The organism is Leuconostoc carnosum (assembly GCF_014207505.1).
GTDB lineage: Bacteria > Bacillota > Bacilli > Lactobacillales > Lactobacillaceae > Leuconostoc > Leuconostoc carnosum.
The window spans coordinates 49,203-71,197 of sequence record NZ_JACHGL010000001.1 but is presented as its reverse complement, the minus strand read 5'-3'; the positions used below and the strand labels follow the sequence as shown (position 1 = coordinate 71,197).

Genomic DNA, 21,995 nt, shown 5'->3' with positions numbered 1-21,995 from the left:
CGTTTATTTTTCAAGTAGTTTCTGTATAATATTTGTCATCTGAGCGGGTAATACACCATCTTTTAATAATACGAGAACAGAACCATCATCACTTAAAGTACCAAATACTTCTGGAAACTGTACTTGTTCAAACAAATTGGCAATAAGTTGCCCATTTCCTGGCTGTACTTTTATCATAATTTGACCCCGCTGTGCGCGTTGACTTAAAAAGCTTTGTTGTAAAGCGCGCTTTAAGCGTTGTAAACGCGGCCGATCATCTTGCTTTGGCAAATGATAGTGAAAACCACCATGAGAATTTGGTACTTTAATCAGACTCAATTCATTGATATCACGAGAAATTGTCGCTTGGGTAACTGTTTCACCTAGTGTTTCAAAATAGGCAACAATATCTTCTTGGCGCCCAATTTGTTGATTCTGAATTAATGTCAACAATTCTTTTTGTCGCACTTTTTTATTCATTGTCATTATTTCCTGTTTGATTCAATTGCATATAAGTTTGTTCTAATAATTGATCAACATCAATATCAGATTTAATTACAGGTACCTCATCACGTCTTATAATGGCCAAAAATTCAATATTTCCTTGCCCACCTTTTATTGGTGAATAAGTTAATGCGTCAATTGAAAAGCCATCCGAAACCATCATCTGCACGACACTTTGCAGTACTTGTTTGTGAACTGATGGGTCCCTAATAATTCCATTTTTACCGACATTTTCTCGTCCAGCTTCAAATTGTGGCTTGATTAAAGCAACAACTTGTCCACCCATTGTGATGATGTTTGATAAAGGTGGCAAAATTAAGCCAAGAGATATAAATGAAACATCAATCGTGGCAAAATTTGGTTGTCCAAATTCAAAATCAGCTAGTTTTGAATAACGAAAATTTGTATTTTCCATCACTTTAACACGTTCATCAGAACGTAATCGCCAAGCAAGTTGATTGGTACCAACATCTAATGCATAGACTAGTTTAGCACCATTTTGTAGTGATGCATCGGTAAAGCCACCAGTGGACGAGCCAATATCTAGCACTGTTTTATCTTTAACTGATACATCAAAATTTTCTAATATTTTCTCTAATTTCAGGCCACCACGTGAAACATATTTTAGTTTTTCACCTTTAAAATGCAATTCCGTGGTCACTGGGATTTTTTGGCCTGCCTTATCCAACCGTTCTTCATTTTCACCAAGAATTTCACCAGCCATTACTGCACGTTTGGCTTGTTCTCTGGACTCAAACAACCCTTGCTGCACTAACAAAATGTCAACGCGCTCTTTATCCACAGCACTCATATTTTATCTCCAATCAAGTTCAAAAAATCATCTAATAATGTACGATCGAATGATGTTTCACGTTTTGATACCTCAGTTAATAACTGTCCTGCTTTTGCCAAATATTGATCACGCTGTTGTCTTGCTGCTGCTACACCGATTAGATGTGGCAGAGAACCCACATCTTCCTGGTCATCTTGATCAAAATCATCTAAATCATCTTGAATTTGGAAAGCAATTCCAAAATGACGCCCAATGTTAAATAAGTCTTGATTTGTCTGAGTATGTTCAACAGTTTCGGAAAAATAGGCTAATCGGCCACCTGATAACGCCGCGTATTGTAGAAGTGCAGCAGTCTTTGGTACATAAACATCATTTATTAACCAATCTTTATCCGATGCCCCCTGAGCATTATGATTTTGCATGTCATGCACTTGTCCAAGAACCATACCCGAACCACCTGCTTGATGCGATAAGTTCTGCACCATGGCCAGTAACTCGTCAGATCCAATAGCTTCATTTTCATTCGCATTATCATTAGCCGTCACCACAACATCAAAAGCACCTGTTAGTAAAGCATCACCCACTAAAATTGCTTCTGCCTCGCCAAAACGCGCATGCACACTCGGCTGACCGCGACGTATCAAATCATTATCCATTGCAGGCAAATCATCATGCACTAACGAATAGGAATGCACCCATTCAACTGCAGTAGCTGCTTTTAAAATGCTAGGTGTTATTTTTTGATCAAAACTATCTACAATCGCAAGCGTCAATAATGGTCGTAGACGCTTACCACCATTCAGCACAGCATATTTTAACATGGCTACAACATGATCATCACTTGATACTTTTTCCAAATCTAAATTTAATTGGTTATCAATTTTTGGTAACCAGTCATTTTGAAAGTTTGTTAATCTAGTCATTTGTCAATTCCAAATCTGTTAGATTATCATTATCATCCATCACTTTTGCTAACGTATCTTCGGCATTTTTTAATGTGGTCTGTAAATCTTTTACTAAACTTACGCCATTCTGAAAATCAACTAACGCACGTTCTAACGGACGTTCCCCTTTTTCTAGTTGGCTCACAATACTTTCTAGTTGCTGTAATTTTTCTTCAAAAGTTGGTTCTTCATTCATTTTTTAAAGCTCTCTTTTCTACTATTTTAGCAGTTGCCATACCATCTGAAAAACGGACACTAATATCGTCATCAACATTGATGTCAGAAATTTTTCTGACGACATCACCTTGATTTTCAACAATAGCATAACCTCTTGTTAATATTTTTAATGGGCTCACTAAATCTAATTTTGCTGTTAACAGATTAACAGTATCACGTGGCTGCTGTAATAAATGTGCCCGTAATTGTAGTTGGCGCTGTATCAGTGTCATAAATTGATGTTGCGTATTTTGAATACGTTGCTGCATTGTTTGCAATAACATATATGATAATTGGTCCAATCTCTGAGTATATCCCGAATATAAGCGATCTGGTTGCTGAAAAATAATATGTTCGGCTATACGCTCAACACGTTGGCGTCTCACATCAATCAGTTGTTTCATGCGCATATTTAATCGTAATTGCAATTCATTAAAACGCGTGACGAGTTGTTCTAATGTCACTGGTGTCGCTAATTCAGCCGCTGCTGTCGGTGTCGCCGCACGATGGTCAGAGACAAAATCTACCAAAGTATTGTCAGTCTCGTGACCAACAGAACTGATAACAGGTATTGTAGCTGACGCAATTGTACGTGCCAACACTTCATCGTTAAAAGCCCACAAATCTTCAATTGAACCGCCGCCACGACCAACAATTAATGTGTCATAATCACTCGAAGCATCAATCCGTTTAATCTGTTTGATAATTGTCGGCGCAGCTTTTTCACCTTGAACGACAGCTGGAAATAACACCACTTGCGCACTAGGAAATCGGCGTTGTGCTGTACGGGCAATATCTTCTATCACCGCACCAGTAGGTGAAGTTACCACAGCAATTTTTTTAGGAAATAGTGGTAAGCGTTTCTTTGGTAAATCAAATAATCCTTCAGCTTGTAACTTACGTTTTAATTGTTCATAGGCCAGAAATAATTCACCAATACCATCTGGCGTCATCTGTTCTAAAATAATGGCATACGAGCCATTAGGCTCATAAATTTGTATACGTCCAATTGCATTAATTTTCATCCCCTCTTCAGGCTGAAATTTAATACGATTGGCATACGAAAACATAGTAGCCGAAATAACTGCATTGCCATTTGGATCCTTAATTGAAAAATATAAATGCCGTCCTCGACGACGACCAATGTTAGAAACTTCACCGGTAATGTAAACTTTCTCTAGATAAGGATCGGCATCAAACTTACGCTTTAAATAAGCAGTTAATGCACTAATTGTGAGGTATTTTTGTGATTCAGACATAGTTAAATTATACCATTTTTATGCATATATACAAAAAAAGCATAGCGAACTATGCTTAATCAAGAATCGTTGTAGTAAATGTTTTATCATTAACATTACGTATTAAAATTGCCTGCGTTTCGTTAGCTGTTTGAACAACAATACGAATTGGCACATTATTTGGCAAATACTTTAATGCAGCTTGCCCCACATACGTAGTAAAACTATCAATTTCTGTTTGACTATAAAATTGAGTGGTCACAGTAACATTCATACCGGATAGCGTACCATTCTTAAAATTGGCCACAGCTGTTGATCCAGCAATATTAGGGAAGAAATTAGCAATATCATTTTTAAAATTAGAAAAACCACTATTCTCATCACTACCAAGCTTTGAAGTATCAGTTGACTCTTTTGGCAGAACGATTGATTTATTATCAATATCCGACCATGTTTCTAAGCTACTACCCTCGTTACTAGTAGCTTCTGCATAAAAGCTACCGGGTGCTAATGAATCAGAAGAAGCATTAGCGTACATCGCAATCACAATAGGCGTTTTTTCTGAGACACCAGATTGCTTACGAACTTGCTGAATAATACGAGGCGCGATTTTTTTACCATAGGCTATGCGATCGGCCTCGGAAATATCTTGCGTGTATGTAGCCCCGTACTTTTCTTTTTGATATTCATCCTGCGTATTCATCGCAACACCAATAACCATACCTGCTAATTTTAACCCATTACCATCTTTGGTCATAAAATCTTGCTCAGTCAGTGTTTGAACATAAATTGGGTTACGTGAATCACCAGTTTTACCATTATTTTCTGGATTTAAGCCATCAGCATTACTTGAGCTTTTCCGATCCAATAAATTTGTTACCTTATCTGAAGATAAATATTGACCTTCTTGGAAAATATACTGGCTTGTTTTAAAATGTGTTTTTGCTAAACCGAGTAAGTTTGATTCAAAGTGCTTAACATCTAGATTATTCGGCTCAGCTGTAGCAGTAATACCCCTTGCTGCACTCACCAAATAACGGCCATTTTTAATCACTGTTTGGTATTGTCCAGAAGCACTCTGAGTGATTTGTACACCACTTGTTTTTTTCGTAGCCGTAGGTGCCACACGATTAATATTAAAAAAATACAATATACCAACAGCGATGATTGCAATAATCACCGCAATTATCATGTATCCTCGAAAACCTATACGTCTCATCTGTTACTATCCTCTTTTGATTGTGTATCAACAAACTCTTGCTCTGTCCATACCATTACACCAAGTTCGTTAGCCTTTGTCAACTTACTACCTGCGGCTTCTCCAGCAATCAATAAGTCTGTTTTGGCAGATACTGAACCTGTCACACTTGCGCCATGATCCTGTAACCATTTAGTTGCGACTGGACGACTATTTTGCTCTAGTTTACCAGTCAAAACAACTCTTTTACCATAAAAGAACGAATTTTCATCAATCGATACATCTGACAAGTACGTTTGATTCACACCTGCTTCATTTAATTCAGCTATTAATTGTTGAGATTGTGGTGTTTCAAAATATTGCACCAACGAACCCGCAATTGCTGATCCAATACCGTCAATAGCAGAAATATCTTCGACTGTTGCTTCTGAAATAGCTGATAAATGCTGAAATTTTTCTGCTATTAACCGCGCAGCTTTAGCACCAACCATTCGAATACCAAGACCAAACAACAAACGTTCCAAAGAATTTTCTTTAGATTGCTCAATAGCGGCCAATAGATTTGTAGCTGATTTTTCTTTAAATTTTTCTAGTGACAATAATTGGTCTTTATTTAATTGATAAATAGAGGCTACATCCTTAATATAACTGGCTGTTAATAACTGTCCAATAACACGGGGGCCCATACCATCAATATTCATTGCATTTCGTGAAGCAAAATGTGTTAAGCTTTCTTGTATTTGGGCAGCACATGCTGGATTAATACAGCGCAATGCCACTTCACCTTCCAAGTGAACTAATTCTGATCCACAGGCAGGGCATATAGTTGGTATATCATACATTTTACTATCATTGGGCCGTTTATCTAAAATAACTTGTCCAATTTCTGGAATAATATCACCTGCTTTATGCAATGTAACAGTATCCCCAATACGGATACCTTTTGCATTAAGATAATCAGGATTGTGTAAACTAGCCCGTTGCACTGTTGTGCCAGCTAATTGGACAGGATTCATAACAGCAGTTGGCGTCACTGCACCTGTTCGCCCAACAGTCCATTCGATATCATGCACAACTGTTAATGCCTCTTCTGGAGGGAATTTGTAGGCAATCGCCCAGCGTGGAATTTTAACAGTATTTCCTAAATCCAACTGATTATCTAACTGATTAACTTTAACAACTACACCATCAATACCATAAGATAAATCATCACGTTGGGTTGTATACTGATCAATATAATTTTCTGCATCAAGCATACTTGTAACCACCTGATTATGGGTATCAGTCGGTAATCCTAGTTCTGCAAAACGTTTTAGAGCCCCACTTTGTGTTGTTACACCCAAAACTTCTGGTTCTGCTGTGTAATAAACAAAAGCTGATAGATCACGCTTTTTAGTAATTCTAGCATCAAGTTGACGTAATGATCCGGCCGCAGCATTACGCGGATTAGCAAATGGTTCCAATCCATCAACTTCACGTTGTAAATTTAGTGCCGCAAAACTGGCCTTTGACATATAAATTTCACCACGCACTTCAATCGTTAGCTGCTCCTGCAGTACTTGTGGAATAGTTTGAATGGTTTTAACATTTGTCGTCACATCTTCGCCAATCATACCATTGCCTCTTGTCGATGCTTGAATTAATCGGCCCTTAACATACGTTAAAGCAACTGCTAACCCATCAATCTTTAATTCTAAATTATAAGCAGACTGAAAACCTAAAGACTTAGTTGTTCGTTCATCCCATTCATCTAACTCCGCCAAACTAAATACATCCCCTAAAGATAACATTGGTGCTGGATGTATGACTTTTGGTAAATTTGATTTATTAGCACCACCAACATTTTGTGTTGGTGAATCTGGTGTTACAAATTGTGGAAATTTTGATTCTAAGTCAACTAATCGTGCATAAATAGCGTCATAAATATAATCCTCCACAAGTGGTGCATCTTTTTCGTAATATGCCACGCCATATTGTGTCAATTCATCTTGCCATTTAGCTATTTCTTGTTGTGCCTCTTGCGTTGTTAATTGTCCAATTGGGTTAAATTCTGGTAACATTATTCTCCTACCCTTGTCACTGCCATTCATCCTAACAATAACCATTTTAATAGCACTTAAAATTCCAGACAAACAGCATCTTAATTAATCCACTCTGCTGATTGGTGCGAAGGCTGCCAACAATTGTTTAACCCCTTCGGAAGGAAATGCAACTTTCAATTCTTGATCATTAGCATCTCCTGTAACCGATACAACAGTACCGATACCCCATTTTTTATGTGAAACTTTATCACCAGATGACCATGTTGTTTTATTGCCATCCGTCGTACCATTAGTAACTTTTGTAACTGGCGTTGCCTTATATACTGTACTTGTTGCCATTTGTGTTTTACGATCAAAAGGTAATACACGTGAACCCGTAGCGCTGGCATATTGTGTGTCCAGTAGTTCTGGCGAAATTTCTTCAATAAATCGTGAGGCCTCATTGGCTTGTGTACGACCGTAAAGCAGCCGCGAGAAAGCATTTGTTAAGAATAGTTTTCTTTTAGCACGCGTGATACCAACATAGGCCAATCGACGCTCTTCTTCCAATAAGTCATCATCCATTACAGCACGTGACAAAGGAAAAATCCCTTCTTCCAACCCCACTAAAAATACTACTGGAAATTCAAGCCCTTTGGCAGCGTGGAGTGTCATTAAAGTCACAGCCCCGTCACCTTCTTCAAAGTTATCCAAATCACTCATCAAGGCTGTTGAACCCAAGAAATCTGTCATAGGGTCAACAGATTCAGGATCATCCGGGTTGTATTTATCATCAAACTCTTTTGTCACTGACAAAAATTCTTCCAAGTTTTCTAAACGCGCTTGACTATCTGGATCGCTTTTCTCAGCTAACATTTGACGGTAACCCGACCGCGTCATTGCCATTTCAGCAAGCTCTGTCACATTTAAAAATTCAGATTGTTGGCGTAAATCATGCATCATGTCAGCAAATGCCAAAAATTTAGAAGTAGCTTTTGTTGAAATATCCGGTGCCAGTTCAATGCTATCAATCGCCGTCATATAAGAGACATTCAGACGTGTAGCTAACTGACGCAAACGAGTTAACGATGTAGCACCTAACCCACGTTTGGGCTCATTGACAACACGCTCAAAGGCAGCATTATCATTAGGATTGGTAATCAAGTTCATGTAAGACATAATATCTAAAATTTCTTTTCGCTCATAGAACTTGTGCCCACCAACCATCGTATATGGCATGTTAGCTTTTACTAAAGCTTCCTCAATGTTACGAGATTGTGCATTAGTACGGTATAGAACAGCAAAATCACTATACCCCATTTTTTCATCATCACGTAATTTTTGAATATTTGACAAAATGAAGTTAGCCTCATCACGCTCGGTCTGCGCACGGTAATAGGTAATCTTGTCACCTTTACCATTTTGGGTCCACAAATTTTTTGGCACACGTTCATTATTATTATTAATCACAGCATTAGCTGCGTCTAAAATATTTTGTGTTGATCGATAATTTTGTTCCAACATCACGCTATGTGCTTCAGGATAATCTTTTTCGAAATTTAATATATTATCCATATTAGCGCCACGCCAACCATAAATTGATTGGTCAGCATCTCCAACGACCGCCAAATTTTGTGAGCGCTTTGCCAACATATTAACAATCGTATATTGCGCATCATTAGTATCCTGATACTCATCAACGTGTAAATATTCAAATTGCTTTTGATAGCGTTCCAAAACTTCAGGCGCTGTTTGAAATAAGTCAATCGTTAACATAATTAAATCATCAAAATCAACACTTTGAGAACGCTTCAGTTCGTTTTGATAAGCAATGTAAACTTCAGCAACGGTTTCTTGATAGCCATTGTCCGCTTGCTTTGCATAATCTCTTGGTCGTAACATGTCATTTTTAGCATTGGAAATCATACCTAGAATTGCACGTGGATCATATTGATTAGTGTCCAAATTCAAATCATTAATAACGCGCTTCATTAATGTTCGTTGGGCACTCGTATCGATAATTGTAAAATTGCGAGATAACCCAATACTTTCTCCATCACGTCGCAAAATGCGTACCGCTAAAGCGTGAAAAGTTGATACCCAAATATCACGAGCAACATCTTCAGATAACAAGTTACCAATACGTTCTCGCATTTCTTTTGCTGCTTTGTTTGTAAATGTAATCGCTAAAATACGCCATGGAAACACATTTAAATCTTGTACTAAATGTGCAATACGATGTGTTAAAACGCGTGTCTTTCCTGATCCTGCCCCTGCCATAATTAACAAAGGCCCTTCGGTTGTTTGTACGGCTTCAGCCTGTTTATCATTCATTCCATTGATAAGTTGTTCTACTGACATAGTTACTCCTAAAGTGTAAATTCGCTTCTCTCATTATACCAGATTTCTATACGGAACATTAGTTCGTATACATAACAATAAAAAAGACATGACACCTAGTTATTTTTGTGGCACGTCAAATCTGGATAGATGCCATTCTTGAATAACATCAATTAGCTTTTTAGCATATGTTGGATCAGTCGCATAACCATCTTGCGTTAAAGCAACAGCAGCAGCTTTATAATCTTTAGCCGCTAAAACATGTTGATATTGTGCTGAATTCCAACTCGTGCCATGATATAGTAATTTCGCATGCGCTTTCATACTATCTTGCCACGAATCATAAGCAGCAAATCGTCCTTGAATAGTTACCCATTGCCCATTTTCAAATTCTTGTGTCGGTAAAACGACACTTTTTTGTCCAGCATCTGCTTTGATACCGTATAAATTATTGTATTTAGATGCTAAAGTTGACGTATTCCAATCAGACTCTAAAATTGCTTGTGCAATACTAATTGAAGCAATTACACCATATTTCTCTTGCAGTTGCCTTGCGTAAGGCGCTAATTGGTTAATCCATGCAATTTTATTTTCGCGTGTCATATCACCCTTTTTGACTGTTTGTTGCCTTTCGTAAATCACAGTTTGTGATACAAAAGTAGCTAAGATTGCTAATATAATAATGCTACTGACTAATATCCAGAAATTTAATTTTTTCAACTTTTTCAACTGCTTTTTTGAACGTTTGCGTCTTTTTTTTGCCATCATTAAAAAGTATCCTTTCTATATATTTTTACATCATGAGTTATATTAGATATTAAATAGTTGTAGTTGATTTTTATTAACTCATTCATATTATCACATAATCAGTTAAATATGTTCTAGTACAATTACTAATAACATATTGATTTTATCAGTTAAAAAAGCCTTATCTCATCGAAGATAAGGCTTTTTATTAAAAACTCATGTTAATAGAGAACACAACGTGACATATCTTCTTAAACCAATTAGGTACTAATAATCATCCATTGCTAATAATTGTTGGAAGCGTGGTGATGTTTTTTTGAGCTTTTCGGGTGTGTCCGCTAATGTAAAGTTACCAGACTCTAGAAAATACACATGATCAACATGATCAATGCCCGTTAAATGATGTGTCACCCATATAATCGTTCTATCATGTAACACCGTGAAAATTTGTGTTAAAACATCAGATTCCGTTTTAGGATCTAAGCTGACAGTTGGTTCATCTAAAATAACGATTGGTGCATCTTGTAATAAGATACGTGCTAATGCAAAACGCTGCTGTTCTCCACCAGAAAAACGTGCGCCAGCTTCTTGCATTTGTGTTTCATATTGGTCTGGCAAACTCTCAATCAATGCTTGTAAGCCAGCTTGTTTAATCGCTGCCTTAACTTGTTCATCAGTCGCATCAACATTACCCATCCGCACATTATTTAAAATGGTGGTATTAAATAAGTAACCCTGTTGATCTAACACAGCAACAATATGTGATAATTGTTGCTGCAAATTAATAGTTGGTTGGTCATCAATGGTCACCGTCCCATTATTTGGTTCAATATCACCAGAAAGCAACTTCAATAATGTTGTCTTACCTGCACCAGAACGACCTAATAAGGCAATTTTTTCACCCGAATGAATGGTTAAATTCAGTTGATCAATTATCAATTGTTCATCATACTTAAATGTAACATTTTTAAAATTGATGGTAGCATTGTGAATATGGGAAACGCTGTCTGACATGACCGTTGGTAATGGTAAATCATTCAAACGTTCAATACTATCTTCATAAAATGATGCTTCACTAACACCTTGATTAACCCCAATAAAACTATCTACAAGTGGAAAAATAGCTAGTGTAAAGGCTGCAATATAGTTAACCATCACGTGGTTGTCAGAAAATTGATTACCAGCCCAAAGTAAGGTAGTAATGACTAATATCAACACCAATGCTTGAATGGTAAAATCTCGCCACCAGCCAAAGCGCATTTCTTTGTTTTTAGTATCTGCCAACTCTGACATCACTTGACCCTGATAGGCTACCAAATCATTCTGCCGACCAGATAAAACCCAGTCTTGTAATCCTAAAACTGCATCCGTTGCATCTGTATACAATTTATTTTGCAACTTTTTCTGATGATGTACTCTCGGCCGATTAATTACAAAACTGATAGCAGGTATTACAATTAAAATGATTGCTAATACCAAAAACCACCAAATCATAAACAACCAATTAACAATACCAAAAGCCAAACTCACAAATATATATAACAATATTCCTGCGCCTAACGGAAACAAAGTTCGCAAATACAAATTTTGTAGTCGATCTAAATCGTCAGCCAGTAAACTGAGTACTTCACCTGTTTGCATGCGACCGCGAATACTGCTCGCTTGGCTAGCCATGCTACTATATAGCCGTTTGCGTGCTTGTGAAACCACACGTAATACCCAGTTATGTGATACTAAACGTTGCGTATAACGGAATACCGGCCGTGCAATCCCAAAACCACGCGTCAGAACAATTGGTACATAAATTAACAAGATATTATCTGGTCGTTGCGCTGCTCGAGAAATCAAATAGCCAGAAACAAACATCAATGCACCGGCAGCCAAAGTTGTTAGCAGACTCAAAAAAATCGACCAAAACAAACCTGCTTTTTGAAATTTTAAAAATGGCACAATCCAATGATCATCAGATAGTAATTGTTTGAGCTTATTCATTGTCTACCTCCTAACTCATGACGTAATATATTCAGTTGGCTATCTGGCTTGTCTAATAAATTCTGTGGCAACCCTTGTTCCACAATTTCTCCATTACGCAATACAATCACATAATCCATTTGATCAAGCCAATGCAACCGATGTGTAGCAAAAAAGACCAAATGTGAATCTAGTATAGGTGCCATTGTTTGTTTTAAATCATATTCTGTTTCAATATCTAGGTGAGCCGTTGGTTCATCAAATAGTAATACTTGACGCTGATCATCAAGCAACATACGTGCGAGTGACACACGCTGTGCTTGCCCACCTGATAGTTGCCGGCCACCTTCACCAATAATTGTATCTAACCCATTCGGTAGCTCAGAAACTAATTGTGTAAGACCTGCCTGAACGACTGCTAATTGTATACCTTTATCGGTTGCATGTTGCGCATAAAATTTAATATTGCCACGTAATGTGTCATGAAAGATATATGGTTGTTGTGGCATGTAGAAAAACTGCTTTTGCCAATCTGATTGCATTAAATGTGGTAAATCTTGCCCGTTAAGTTTGATTTCTCCAGTATTGGGTTGTAAAAAACCACCTAAAATATTTAATAATGTTGACTTACCAGAACCGCTTTCACCTACGATAGCAATTTTTTGATACCCTTTGATGTGTATATCAATATTTTTGAGGACTAACTTATCCTCATAGCCATAACTAACCTGAGCTAATTCGAGCTCACTATCAGCTCGCCATTGGTCTAGCAACAATTTATGCCGATTCTTTACACTTGGTTTACCAAGAATATCCATTACATCAGTCAAAGCATTTTTACCATTCAAAGTCGCGTGGTAATCATCAGAAAAATTACGTAATGGCAAAAAATACTCTGGTGCTAGAATCAAAATTGATAACGCTGGTAATAGTGCCATTTTCCCATCTAATAAATCAAATCCTAAAAAGACAGCCACGACTGCTATGGAAAGTGTTGTAAAGAAATCTAGCGCAAAAGTTGATGTAATTGCAACGCGTAATGTGCGCATGGTTGTTTTACGATAATCTTCAGAAATATTGTAAATCTCGTCACTATAAGAATCTGCCAAGCCTAACTGCTTAAGTGTTGGTAACCCACGGAGTGCATCAACAAATCGATTGTTCAGATTTTTAAAATTAGCAAATTCAGCATCTGCCTTACTTTGTGCTGCTAAACCTAGAATAATAAAAAAGATAATGACAACTGGGAAAATGAGTAATAAGAATAAACCTTGCTCCCACTTCAGGTAAAAAATATAAATTAAAATTAACCAAGGAATAATGCTCAGATCAAATACTTTTATTAATAAAAGTTGAAAGTAGTTTTTAACATTGTCTAAGCCAGCACCAAGCGTGGTTACTGCCGTTCCTGTTCCTGTCTTGGCAATAACACTTGGACCAATTTCAATATATTTTGATAACAATTGGACACGATACGTTTCAACAGCACGATCAGCAAAGTGTGACATATATTGATTTTTTAATACGATTAATAATTGACGCATTAAAAATGCCACAGCAAAAGAAATTATGTCTATTCCGATACCACTTAAGGATTGTCCTTCCCAAAATCCAACAATAGCACGTGCTAAAAAAATACCTTGTGCTAGAATGGACAACCCTTGTAATCCCGTCATCAATACTAGCCCAATGAGCGTTTTAATGATCCCATTTAATTGAAATAACCTTTTATCGATCACTTATCTTTATTCCTAAACAAATTTATTTTTGATAACTTATTGATCATACTATAAAATCAAAAAACGTTTACATGTTAATTGTAAACGTTCCGCTCAGTATTATTCAACTACTTTATGTGAGATTATTCGCTTGCGAAATACCCAGAAACTCCATATTTGATACACTAAAGTAATTGGCAAAGCTGTTAATACAACGATTGTCATTAGCTTTAATGTATACGCTGATGAAGCAGTAGATACAATCGTTAGATTGTGTATTGGATTATTTGCCACGATAACACGCGGGAACAACCCAACAAATAATAGCGTAACAACACTAGCTAATGATAAACCGGATAATATAAATGGTATTATCTCATGTTGTTTCTTCAATGCAATGTACCAACCTGAAACAGTAATTAAGACAATAAATGCCAAAATGATGATTGTCCACATCGCTTTTGTTTGATAAAAATCGGTGTAGAAAAACAATAATACTGCAAATATCACTTCACCAGCTAACAAAACTGGATATAGGTATCGTAATTGTGTCAAAGCACGTTGCTGAATTTTCCCTTCGATGCGCAGGCGTGTATAATTCAAGCCATGCACATAACTCATCAAAGCAACGGCAACCCCACCGACAAGTGTCATTGGTGTTACATAATCAAAGAATCTAGCAGATAGATCACCATGTGCATCAATCGGCATACCTGAAACAGTTGCTGTTAAAATCATACCTAGGAAAAATGGTACCAAAAATGATGTTAAGGCAATTAAGCGTTCCCATAAGTGTGTTGCTTGAATCGTTGGCATGTGCTCACGAAATTCAAATGAAACGCCACGGTAGATCAATGATAACAGCACAATAAACAACATTAAGTAAAATCCTGAAAACAACGAGGCATACCATCCTGGAAAGGCAGCAAAAGTTGCCCCACCAGCAGTTATCAACCAAACTTCATTAGCATCCCAATTAGGTCCTATAGCTTGATATAAAGCTTCACGATCTTTGTCATCACGCGCATTAAAAGCGAACTGCATCCCAATGCCAAAATCAAATCCTTCTAAGAAAAGGAAACCTGCCCACAAGACACCAATCAAAATAAACCATACTAACTCTAATGTAGTCATTAAGCTTCGCTCCCTTCTATCAAATGCTCATAAGGATCTCTTGATTCTACCGCATCATCCGCTTCTTGCTCAGCAGATGGTCCACTATGCAACACACGACGTGATAACCAAATCATAATGCCGCCAATTGCCGCAAATGTCAAAAAGTAAATGATATTAGAAATCAATAATGATGCAACCGAGACATTAGGTGAAACCGCATCACTAATAGGCATCAACCCATAGACAACCCAAGGATAACGACCTAATTCAGTGACTAACCAACCAGCTGTATTAATCACAAATGGTATAAACGTAGTAATACCTAAAATCCATAAGAACCAACGCTGAGTGAGAATTAACTTTGATTTTTTACGATTCATCCACAGGGCAACAACGCCTAGCATCATCAAGCCACCACCACCAACAGCCATCACGCGGAAGGCATAAAATAATGTGTTTTCTGGTACATAGTAATTTTTAATATCACTATGCGTCTTACCATATTTCTTTTGGAACTCTTTTTCCAGTTCATTGGTTCCAGTTGTATTCCCACCTGTTAATGAGTGATTACCTAAAATAGATAATACGTATGGAATTTCAATTTTAGCAATGACCTTGTGAGTATCTGGATTAGTAACCGAAATTAACGACCAAGGTTGTGCCTTATCTTTACGTTCAGATGATGTGATAGTTTCATCAACACCTTCCATAGCAGCATATTTCATTGGCTGCATTGACTGCAGATCAAACGCATGCCGATCTCCAGTAATCAAGGCACCAACGACACCGATTAAACCAATTACCAGCGCAATATTGATTGATTTTCTGAAAAATGGTATTTGTATATCATTTTTCTTTAATTTCAATAATTTGAAAGCTGACATACCCGCAACAAGAAATCCGGCTGTAACAAATGTACCGACAATTACATGCGGAAACTGTACCCACAGCTGTTTATTGGTAATTAAAGCGCCAAAACTTGTTAATTCTGCACGCCCTTGATGATTATCAATCGCATAGCCAATTGGATTTTGCATGAATGAATTAGCTGCCAAAATCCATAATGACGAAAGACCAGATGCAATGGTAACAATCCAAATCAACAAGACGTGAAGACCTGGCTTGAAGCGGTCCCATGTAAACGACCATAAACCAATAAATGTTGATTCCGCAAAAAAGGCAACTAACGCCTCAATAGCTAGTAATGAACCGAATATATCACCAACATATCGTGAATATCTCGACCAATTCATACCGAATTGAAATTCTTGAATCAATCCTGTGGCAACACCAACAGCAAAACTCAATAAGAAAATTTTCCCCCAGAATTGCGCCATGTCTTTATATATCTTATCTTTTTTGAAAACATACATTGTCTCCATAACAGATACAACGAGACCTAGTCCGATAGACATTGGCACAAAAAAGAAGTGAAAAATTGTTGTCATTGCGAACTGAAAACGTGCCAGCTCAACAATGCCTACTAAAGTAACCATCTTTTCCTCCAGAATATACTGAATGATTGCACTATCTCAGTATATATTTCATATTCAAGAGACTCACATACATGTGAATATCTCCTCTGTATATAGTTTATCACTTGATAAGAAATAAAGTTGTTAAAAAAATGTAACAAAAAAACGCTTCTCGCGTTTTTTCTGTTTATGAAAAGTTAGTATCATCATCCAAGAAAGTATTCAACACTTCTTCAACCATGTCCCATTCCTTGTCATCTTCAATTTGGACAAGGTCTTCTTCTGTAGCATCGCCATTTTCATCAGGATTGAAAATATAAGCTTGAATATCAACTTCTTCGTCGTCCTCAACACCTTCCGGAACTAGCAAAATATAGTCTTTACTATACTCTTCTGAATGGAAAGTAAACAATATTTCGTATAGTGTTTCATCACCATTTTCATCAACTAAAGTTATTTTTTGTATTTCTTCTGGATTTGCCATTATTTTAAAAGTAATTGTCATTATTGCAAAATAACAATTACATTCCCTTCAAGTTTAATAAGTTCATTATAACGTAAAAACAACGTTTCGTATAGAAACGTTGTCAGCGATTATTTTGTCAACTTACCATTTGCATCTAAATAATTTTGTAAAATAAATTCAGCTGCTATTTTATCAATCACTTGCTTACGCTTTTTACGCGATACATCCGCTTCCTCAATGAGCATACGCTCAGCTTGAACAGTTGTTAATCGTTCATCTTGAAAATCTGTTGGTAAATTGAATTTCTCTGTTACCATCTTTGCGTAATCACGCGCAGCTTTAGCACGTGGGCCTTCGCTGTTATTCATATTTTTAGGTAAGCCTAAAACAACCCCATTGGCTTGTTTTTCTTTGATAATCTCACCTAATCGATCAAGACCGAATTGCTCTTCATCTTCGTTAATTCGAATAATTTCAACGCCTTGAGCTGTCCATCCCATAGGATCACTTACCGCTACGCCAACTGTTCGACTACCTACATCTAATCCAAGTATCCGCATTATTTTTTCAAATAGGCGTGCACAAGTTCCTCAATAATTTCATCACGTTCATGGCGCTTAATTAAATTACGCGCATCATTGAGACGTGGAATATAAGCTGGATCTCCTGACATCAAGTAACCTACAATTTGGTTAATTGGGTTATAGCCTTTCTCTTCTAAGGCATTATAAACAATCTCTAATGTATCATGAATATCTTTTGGCATTTGGTTACCAAAATCAAATATTGTTGTTTCGTCGTTTACTGACATAGTACACGCTCCTTTCTATAAGCTATTGGTGCTATTATCTTTTCTTGCCAATCATATCATCTATTTTACAAGAAAATTATGACAATCATATGACAAAAACCGTGATTCAGCATAAATTACTGTGATGATGTCTATAAATTAGCTAAGAAATCTCCTACTGCTGTAAAGGCATCATTAATACCAGCAGCATTTTTACCACCTGCTTGTGCCATATCAGGACGGCCGCCACCACCACCACCGACAAGTGGTGCAATTTGCTTTATTAATTGTCCTGCTTTGATACCCTTTTGGTTGGCATTAGGTGAAGCAGCAACAATCAGACTAACCTTTTCTTCAATTACTGCTGCTAATACCAATACATCAGATGGATAACTTTCTTTCCAATTATCAGCAACTTGACGTAAGCCATCCATACCAGAAACTTGCAGTTGAGCTGTGATATAGGTGTGCCCATTAATTGTCTTCACATCACGGAACAAGTCACCAGCAGCTGCATTAGCCAGTTTAGATTCCAGTGACTCAACCAGTCGTTGTGCTGCTTTCAAATCATTTTGTAAATCTGCAACTTTTTCTGGTGTATCTGTTAACTTTTGTGCTTTAAGCTGCAAAGCAATCGCTTTTAGGGCTTGTTCTTCTGATTTATATATAGCTAATGCTGGCAAACCTGTGACTGCTTCAATACGTCTGACACCAGCACCAATACCAGATTCAGATACTATTTTAAATAAACCAAGTTCTGCTGTTGAGTTGGCATGTGTCCCACCATCAAATTCCTTATTGAAATCACCAATTGACACAACACGAACCTGTTTGCCGTATTTTTCACCAAAAACGGCAACTGCTCCCATCTTCTTAGCCGTTTCAATATCTGTTTCAACCCATGTTATAGGTAAATTTTTAGCAATTTCATCGTTAACAAGTGATTCAATTTGATCTAATGTGCTTGGATTGACCGGTCCTTCATGCGTGAAATCAAAACGTAAATAATCTGGTTCCACAAGTGAGCCAGCCTGATGTACATCGCCACCAATAACTTGACGTAATGCTTGATCAAGTAAATGTGTTGCCGTATGGTTTTGAGATACTGCTATGTGACGAGCCAAATCAACACGTAAGTTAACATGATCCCCTGAATTTATATCACTTAAAACATCGACAGTATGAATATGTTGCCCATTTGGTGCGCGTTGTACATTAACGACATGACCGATCACATCATTTTTATCATTTAAAATGTCTCCTAAATCTGCTACTTGACCACCCATTTCTGCATAAAATGGTGTACTATCAAAGACAAATTGTAACTGGTTATTGGCTTGAGCTGAATCTAATAAGGCATCAATTCCTTGCTCATCTTGACCAATAATAGCAACTACTTGTGCTTGTTCTACACGTGTAGTCGTCCAACCAACATATTTTGAAGCCACTTTCAAATCTGTTAATACCGCATTTTGAACGCCCATTGAACTGCTGTTATTATTTCTAGCAGCCCGAGCACGGATACGTTGTGCTTGTAATGCTTCATTAAATCCATTAACATCAACTGTTAAACCAGCATCTAGTGCTTGTTCTTGCGTTAATTCTAAAGGAAAACCATACGTATCAGATAGTTTAAATGCATCTACCCCTGAAATCTGTTTTTCTCCAGCTTGCTTAGCCGTATCAATAACATTATTGAGTAATACCAAACCACCTGTCAAGGTTGCATTGAATCGTTTTTCTTCGGCAGCAATCGTCTTTTGGATTTTAGTCATATTATCTGTGATTTCTGGATAATAACTGAACATAATTTGACCGACAATAGGCACAAGACTAGTTAAAAACTCACCTTTTATACCCAATTTACGACCATGCAAAACCGCGCGGCGTAACAGTCGTCGAATCACATAACCACGACCTTCGTTTGTAGGTAAGGCACCATCACCGATTGCAAAAGTTATAGCACGCACGTGGTCTGCGATAACTTTAAAACTAGTATTTGTTTCTGAATCTTTAGTCCCATCATAAGCAATCTTGTCAGACAATTTTTCTGTTGCTTGAATAATTGGTAAAAATAAATCAGTATCAAAGTTCGTTCGACCATTTTGGAAAACAGTCACGACACGTTCCAAGCCCATTCCTGTATCAATATTTTTATGCGGCAACTCTGGATACTTTGCATTATCTGTTAATCCAGGTAGATGATTGAATTGTGAAAAGACGATATTCCAAATTTCTAAATAGCGTTCATTTTCACCACCTGGATACATTTCTGGATCATTGTCTGGTAGATCTTGAAATGCAGGGCCACGATCAAAGAAAATTTCTGAATCAGGGCCTGAAGGGCCTTCACCAATATCCCAAAAATTATCTTCTACTTCATAAATATGTCCATCTGGCAAATCAGTTTTTTCTTGCCAAATCCGCTTAGCTTCTTGATCTTTTGGATAAACTGTCACATAAAGTAAGTTCTTATCTAAACCATACCATTCAGGACTGGTTAATAATTCCCAAGCCCAAGGAATCACTTCTTCTTTAAAATAATCGCCAATAGAAAAATTACCCATCATTTCAAAAAGTGTATGGTGACGTGCTGTTTTTCCAACATTTTCAATGTCGTTTGTACGAATAGCTTTTTGAGCATTAGCAATACGTGGATTTTCAGGAATTACACTACCATCAAAATACTTTTTAAGTGTCGCAACACCAGAATTAATCCATAGTAATGTTGGATCATCTTGTGGTATCAAGTTTTTTGACGGCACAATGTCATGCCCTTTTGTCGCAAAGAAATCCAAAAACATTTGCCGAATTTCAGATGACGTGAGTTCTTTCATTATTTTTCTCCTTAAAAATAAAAAAACCATTACAAAATGCGGACGAGCTACCGTGGTACCACCGCAATTTGTAATGACCTTTGATCTTTACCTTAATTAGCTCATAACGCTGAGGCGCGATGACTTTTCAGTCATGATTTATCCTGGGAGCACAACCTTTATTGCGTGTATTTTTCATTAACCAACACATTTCTGAGTATCGCTTATAAATGTTGCATATCCAGTTCATAGTTATTGTACCATATTTTAATTTAAGCGTGTATCATTTCAAATCATTCGATTACCAACCAATATGATTATCTGTTTCTGGTAATTTTAACAAACCATTATCTAACTCATCAAAGGCACGTTGCATAATCTCAAAAGCTTGGGACAACTCCTCTTCTGTGATGACAAGTGGTGGTTGAAAACGCAACGTATTGCCCCGTAAGCTAATCATAATCGCTCCAAGTTCGAAGATACGATAAATTAACTTAGTTGTTGCCTCATCATCTGGTTGTCCTTGTGCATCAACAATGTCAATACCACCATTCAAACCATATAGTCGCACATCACCTATAAATGCATGCTTTTGCGATTCTTGTTCAAAAAAATGTCGTGCGACTTCACCTAGACGATGAGAGCGTGCCACTAATTGCTCTGATTCAATGACATCTAAAGTAGCCAAAGCCGCTGCTGATGTTACCGGATTTCCTGCAGTTGTGTAAACGTTAGCTGGAGCTGATAAGCTTGACATGATATCTTTGCGACCAATAACAGCACTCAATGGTAAGCCACTGGCAATTGATTTTCCTATACTCATCAAGTCCGGCGCAATACCAAAGTGATCAATCGACCACATTTTTCCAGTACGACCAAGCCCTTGATTCACTTCATCAACCGCAAAAACAATCCCATGTTGCCGTGTAAATTCATATACTAACTCCATGTAATGCTGCGGTGCTTTAATAATACCACCATCACCTTGAATTGGTTCAATGATAACTAATGCCACTTCATCTGCAGGCAAATATGTTTCAAAAGGGAGTTTAAATGCTTTAAATAAGCGTTCAGAAAAGGTTATTTCATCTTCTCCTGCTAATCTTTGGCTTCTATCGGGGTATGGCACCTTGACAATGCCTGGCAATAATGGTCCAATATGGCGCGTCATATTCAAACTAACACCAGAAATTGAAAGCGCACCATAGGTCGATCCATGATAGGCGCCCGTATAACTCACAACATATTGACGTTTTGTATAAGCACGCGCAAATTTAATAATTGCATCATTAGCATCTGATCCAGAATTCCCGAATACTACTTGTTTATCAAAATCTCCGGGCGCCAATTCTACCAATTTTTTTGCTAATTCAGCCGTTGTTGTGTTGGCAAAATAAGCCGGCGTATATTGAATTAGTTTTTTAGCTTGCGCAGTGATCGCTTCAACCACTTTAGGATGAGAATGACCGACATTAATTGCACTTGCACTGGCTAGTAAATCAAGATATTCACGACCATCTGCATCTGTAATTTTAGCACCTTGACCATGATCGATTACAATGTCAAAATATTTAACTCGTGTGGCATCTGCTACATGCTTTTTCTCTTCATCTAAAATCTCTTTGTTTTTCGACATATTTACCAACTCTTTTCTACTTATTTT

18 protein-coding genes are annotated in these 21,995 nt (G+C 37.2%); all 18 read right to left on the bottom strand.

All coding sequences use genetic code 11. The features are described 5' to 3' along the window. Positions 1-3 precede the first annotated feature (3 nt). Positions 4-459 carry an arginine repressor gene (locus HNQ98_RS00310; protein ID WP_014974644.1) on the bottom strand — a complete coding sequence of 152 codons (456 nt, stop codon included), beginning with the start codon at positions 457-459 and terminating at the stop codon, positions 4-6. Next, positions 452-1,294: a TlyA family RNA methyltransferase gene (locus HNQ98_RS00305; RefSeq protein WP_014974645.1), complete on the bottom strand. Its 843-nt coding sequence runs from the start codon at positions 1,292-1,294 to the stop codon at positions 452-454. Before HNQ98_RS00305 ends, HNQ98_RS00310 begins: the two co-directional genes overlap by 8 nt. Then, positions 1,291-2,199, bottom strand: coding sequence for a polyprenyl synthetase family protein (locus HNQ98_RS00300; protein WP_135197638.1), 909 nt, complete (start codon positions 2,197-2,199; stop codon positions 1,291-1,293). Before HNQ98_RS00300 ends, HNQ98_RS00305 begins: the two co-directional genes overlap by 4 nt. Then, on the bottom strand, positions 2,192-2,416 hold the full coding sequence (locus tag HNQ98_RS00295; protein ID WP_014974647.1) for an exodeoxyribonuclease VII small subunit: 225 nt from the start codon (positions 2,414-2,416) through the stop codon (positions 2,192-2,194). Before HNQ98_RS00295 ends, HNQ98_RS00300 begins: the two co-directional genes overlap by 8 nt. Continuing rightward, positions 2,409-3,695, bottom strand: a complete 1,287-nt coding sequence (gene xseA / locus HNQ98_RS00290; protein ID WP_135197639.1) for an exodeoxyribonuclease VII large subunit — start codon at positions 3,693-3,695, stop codon at positions 2,409-2,411. Before xseA ends, HNQ98_RS00295 begins: the two co-directional genes overlap by 8 nt. Before the next feature lie 55 nt (positions 3,696-3,750). Beyond that, positions 3,751-4,893: a CamS family sex pheromone protein gene (locus HNQ98_RS00285; RefSeq protein WP_135198168.1), complete on the bottom strand. Its 1,143-nt coding sequence runs from the start codon at positions 4,891-4,893 to the stop codon at positions 3,751-3,753. After that, positions 4,890-6,932, bottom strand: coding sequence for an NAD-dependent DNA ligase LigA (ligA, locus tag HNQ98_RS00280; protein WP_135197641.1), 2,043 nt, complete (start codon positions 6,930-6,932; stop codon positions 4,890-4,892). The genes HNQ98_RS00285 and ligA overlap by 4 nt, the downstream gene beginning before the upstream one ends. A gap of 84 nt (positions 6,933-7,016) precedes the next feature. Further along, positions 7,017-9,254, bottom strand: coding sequence for a DNA helicase PcrA (pcrA, locus tag HNQ98_RS00275; RefSeq protein WP_135197642.1), 2,238 nt, complete (start codon positions 9,252-9,254; stop codon positions 7,017-7,019). Between the two features lie 99 nt (positions 9,255-9,353). Continuing rightward, the gene (locus tag HNQ98_RS00270; RefSeq protein WP_041773224.1) at positions 9,354-9,998 is read right to left on the bottom strand and encodes a glycoside hydrolase family 73 protein; all 645 of its coding nucleotides are present in this window, start codon (positions 9,996-9,998) and stop codon (positions 9,354-9,356) included. Positions 9,999-10,247: 249 nt separating this feature from the next. After that, complete coding sequence (cydC, locus tag HNQ98_RS00265; RefSeq protein ID WP_135197643.1) at positions 10,248-11,972, bottom strand: thiol reductant ABC exporter subunit CydC; 1,725 nt, start codon at positions 11,970-11,972, stop codon at positions 10,248-10,250. Continuing rightward, positions 11,969-13,690: a thiol reductant ABC exporter subunit CydD gene (gene cydD, locus HNQ98_RS00260; RefSeq protein WP_135197644.1), complete on the bottom strand. Its 1,722-nt coding sequence runs from the start codon at positions 13,688-13,690 to the stop codon at positions 11,969-11,971. Before cydD ends, cydC begins: the two co-directional genes overlap by 4 nt. 99 nt (positions 13,691-13,789) lie before the next feature. Continuing rightward, the gene (gene cydB, locus HNQ98_RS00255) at positions 13,790-14,803 is read right to left on the bottom strand and encodes a cytochrome d ubiquinol oxidase subunit II (protein WP_014974655.1); all 1,014 of its coding nucleotides are present in this window, start codon (positions 14,801-14,803) and stop codon (positions 13,790-13,792) included. Continuing rightward, positions 14,803-16,281 carry a cytochrome ubiquinol oxidase subunit I gene (locus HNQ98_RS00250; RefSeq protein ID WP_135197645.1) on the bottom strand — a complete coding sequence of 493 codons (1,479 nt, stop codon included), beginning with the start codon at positions 16,279-16,281 and terminating at the stop codon, positions 14,803-14,805. Before HNQ98_RS00250 ends, cydB begins: the two co-directional genes overlap by 1 nt. 166 nt (positions 16,282-16,447) lie before the next feature. Next, the gene (locus HNQ98_RS00245; protein WP_014974657.1) at positions 16,448-16,744 is read right to left on the bottom strand and encodes a DUF1292 domain-containing protein; all 297 of its coding nucleotides are present in this window, start codon (positions 16,742-16,744) and stop codon (positions 16,448-16,450) included. A gap of 110 nt (positions 16,745-16,854) precedes the next feature. Next, positions 16,855-17,286: a Holliday junction resolvase RuvX gene (gene ruvX / locus HNQ98_RS00240; RefSeq protein ID WP_014974658.1), complete on the bottom strand. Its 432-nt coding sequence runs from the start codon at positions 17,284-17,286 to the stop codon at positions 16,855-16,857. Continuing rightward, complete coding sequence (locus tag HNQ98_RS00235) at positions 17,286-17,537, bottom strand: IreB family regulatory phosphoprotein (protein WP_014974659.1); 252 nt, start codon at positions 17,535-17,537, stop codon at positions 17,286-17,288. Before HNQ98_RS00235 ends, ruvX begins: the two co-directional genes overlap by 1 nt. Before the next feature lie 131 nt (positions 17,538-17,668). Continuing rightward, positions 17,669-20,353, bottom strand: a complete 2,685-nt coding sequence (gene alaS / locus HNQ98_RS00230) for an alanine--tRNA ligase (protein ID WP_135197646.1) — start codon at positions 20,351-20,353, stop codon at positions 17,669-17,671. A 280-nt stretch (positions 20,354-20,633) separates the two neighbouring features. After that, positions 20,634-21,968, bottom strand: coding sequence for an aspartate aminotransferase family protein (locus HNQ98_RS00225; protein ID WP_135197647.1), 1,335 nt, complete (start codon positions 21,966-21,968; stop codon positions 20,634-20,636). Between the last annotated feature and the right edge of the window lie 27 nt (positions 21,969-21,995).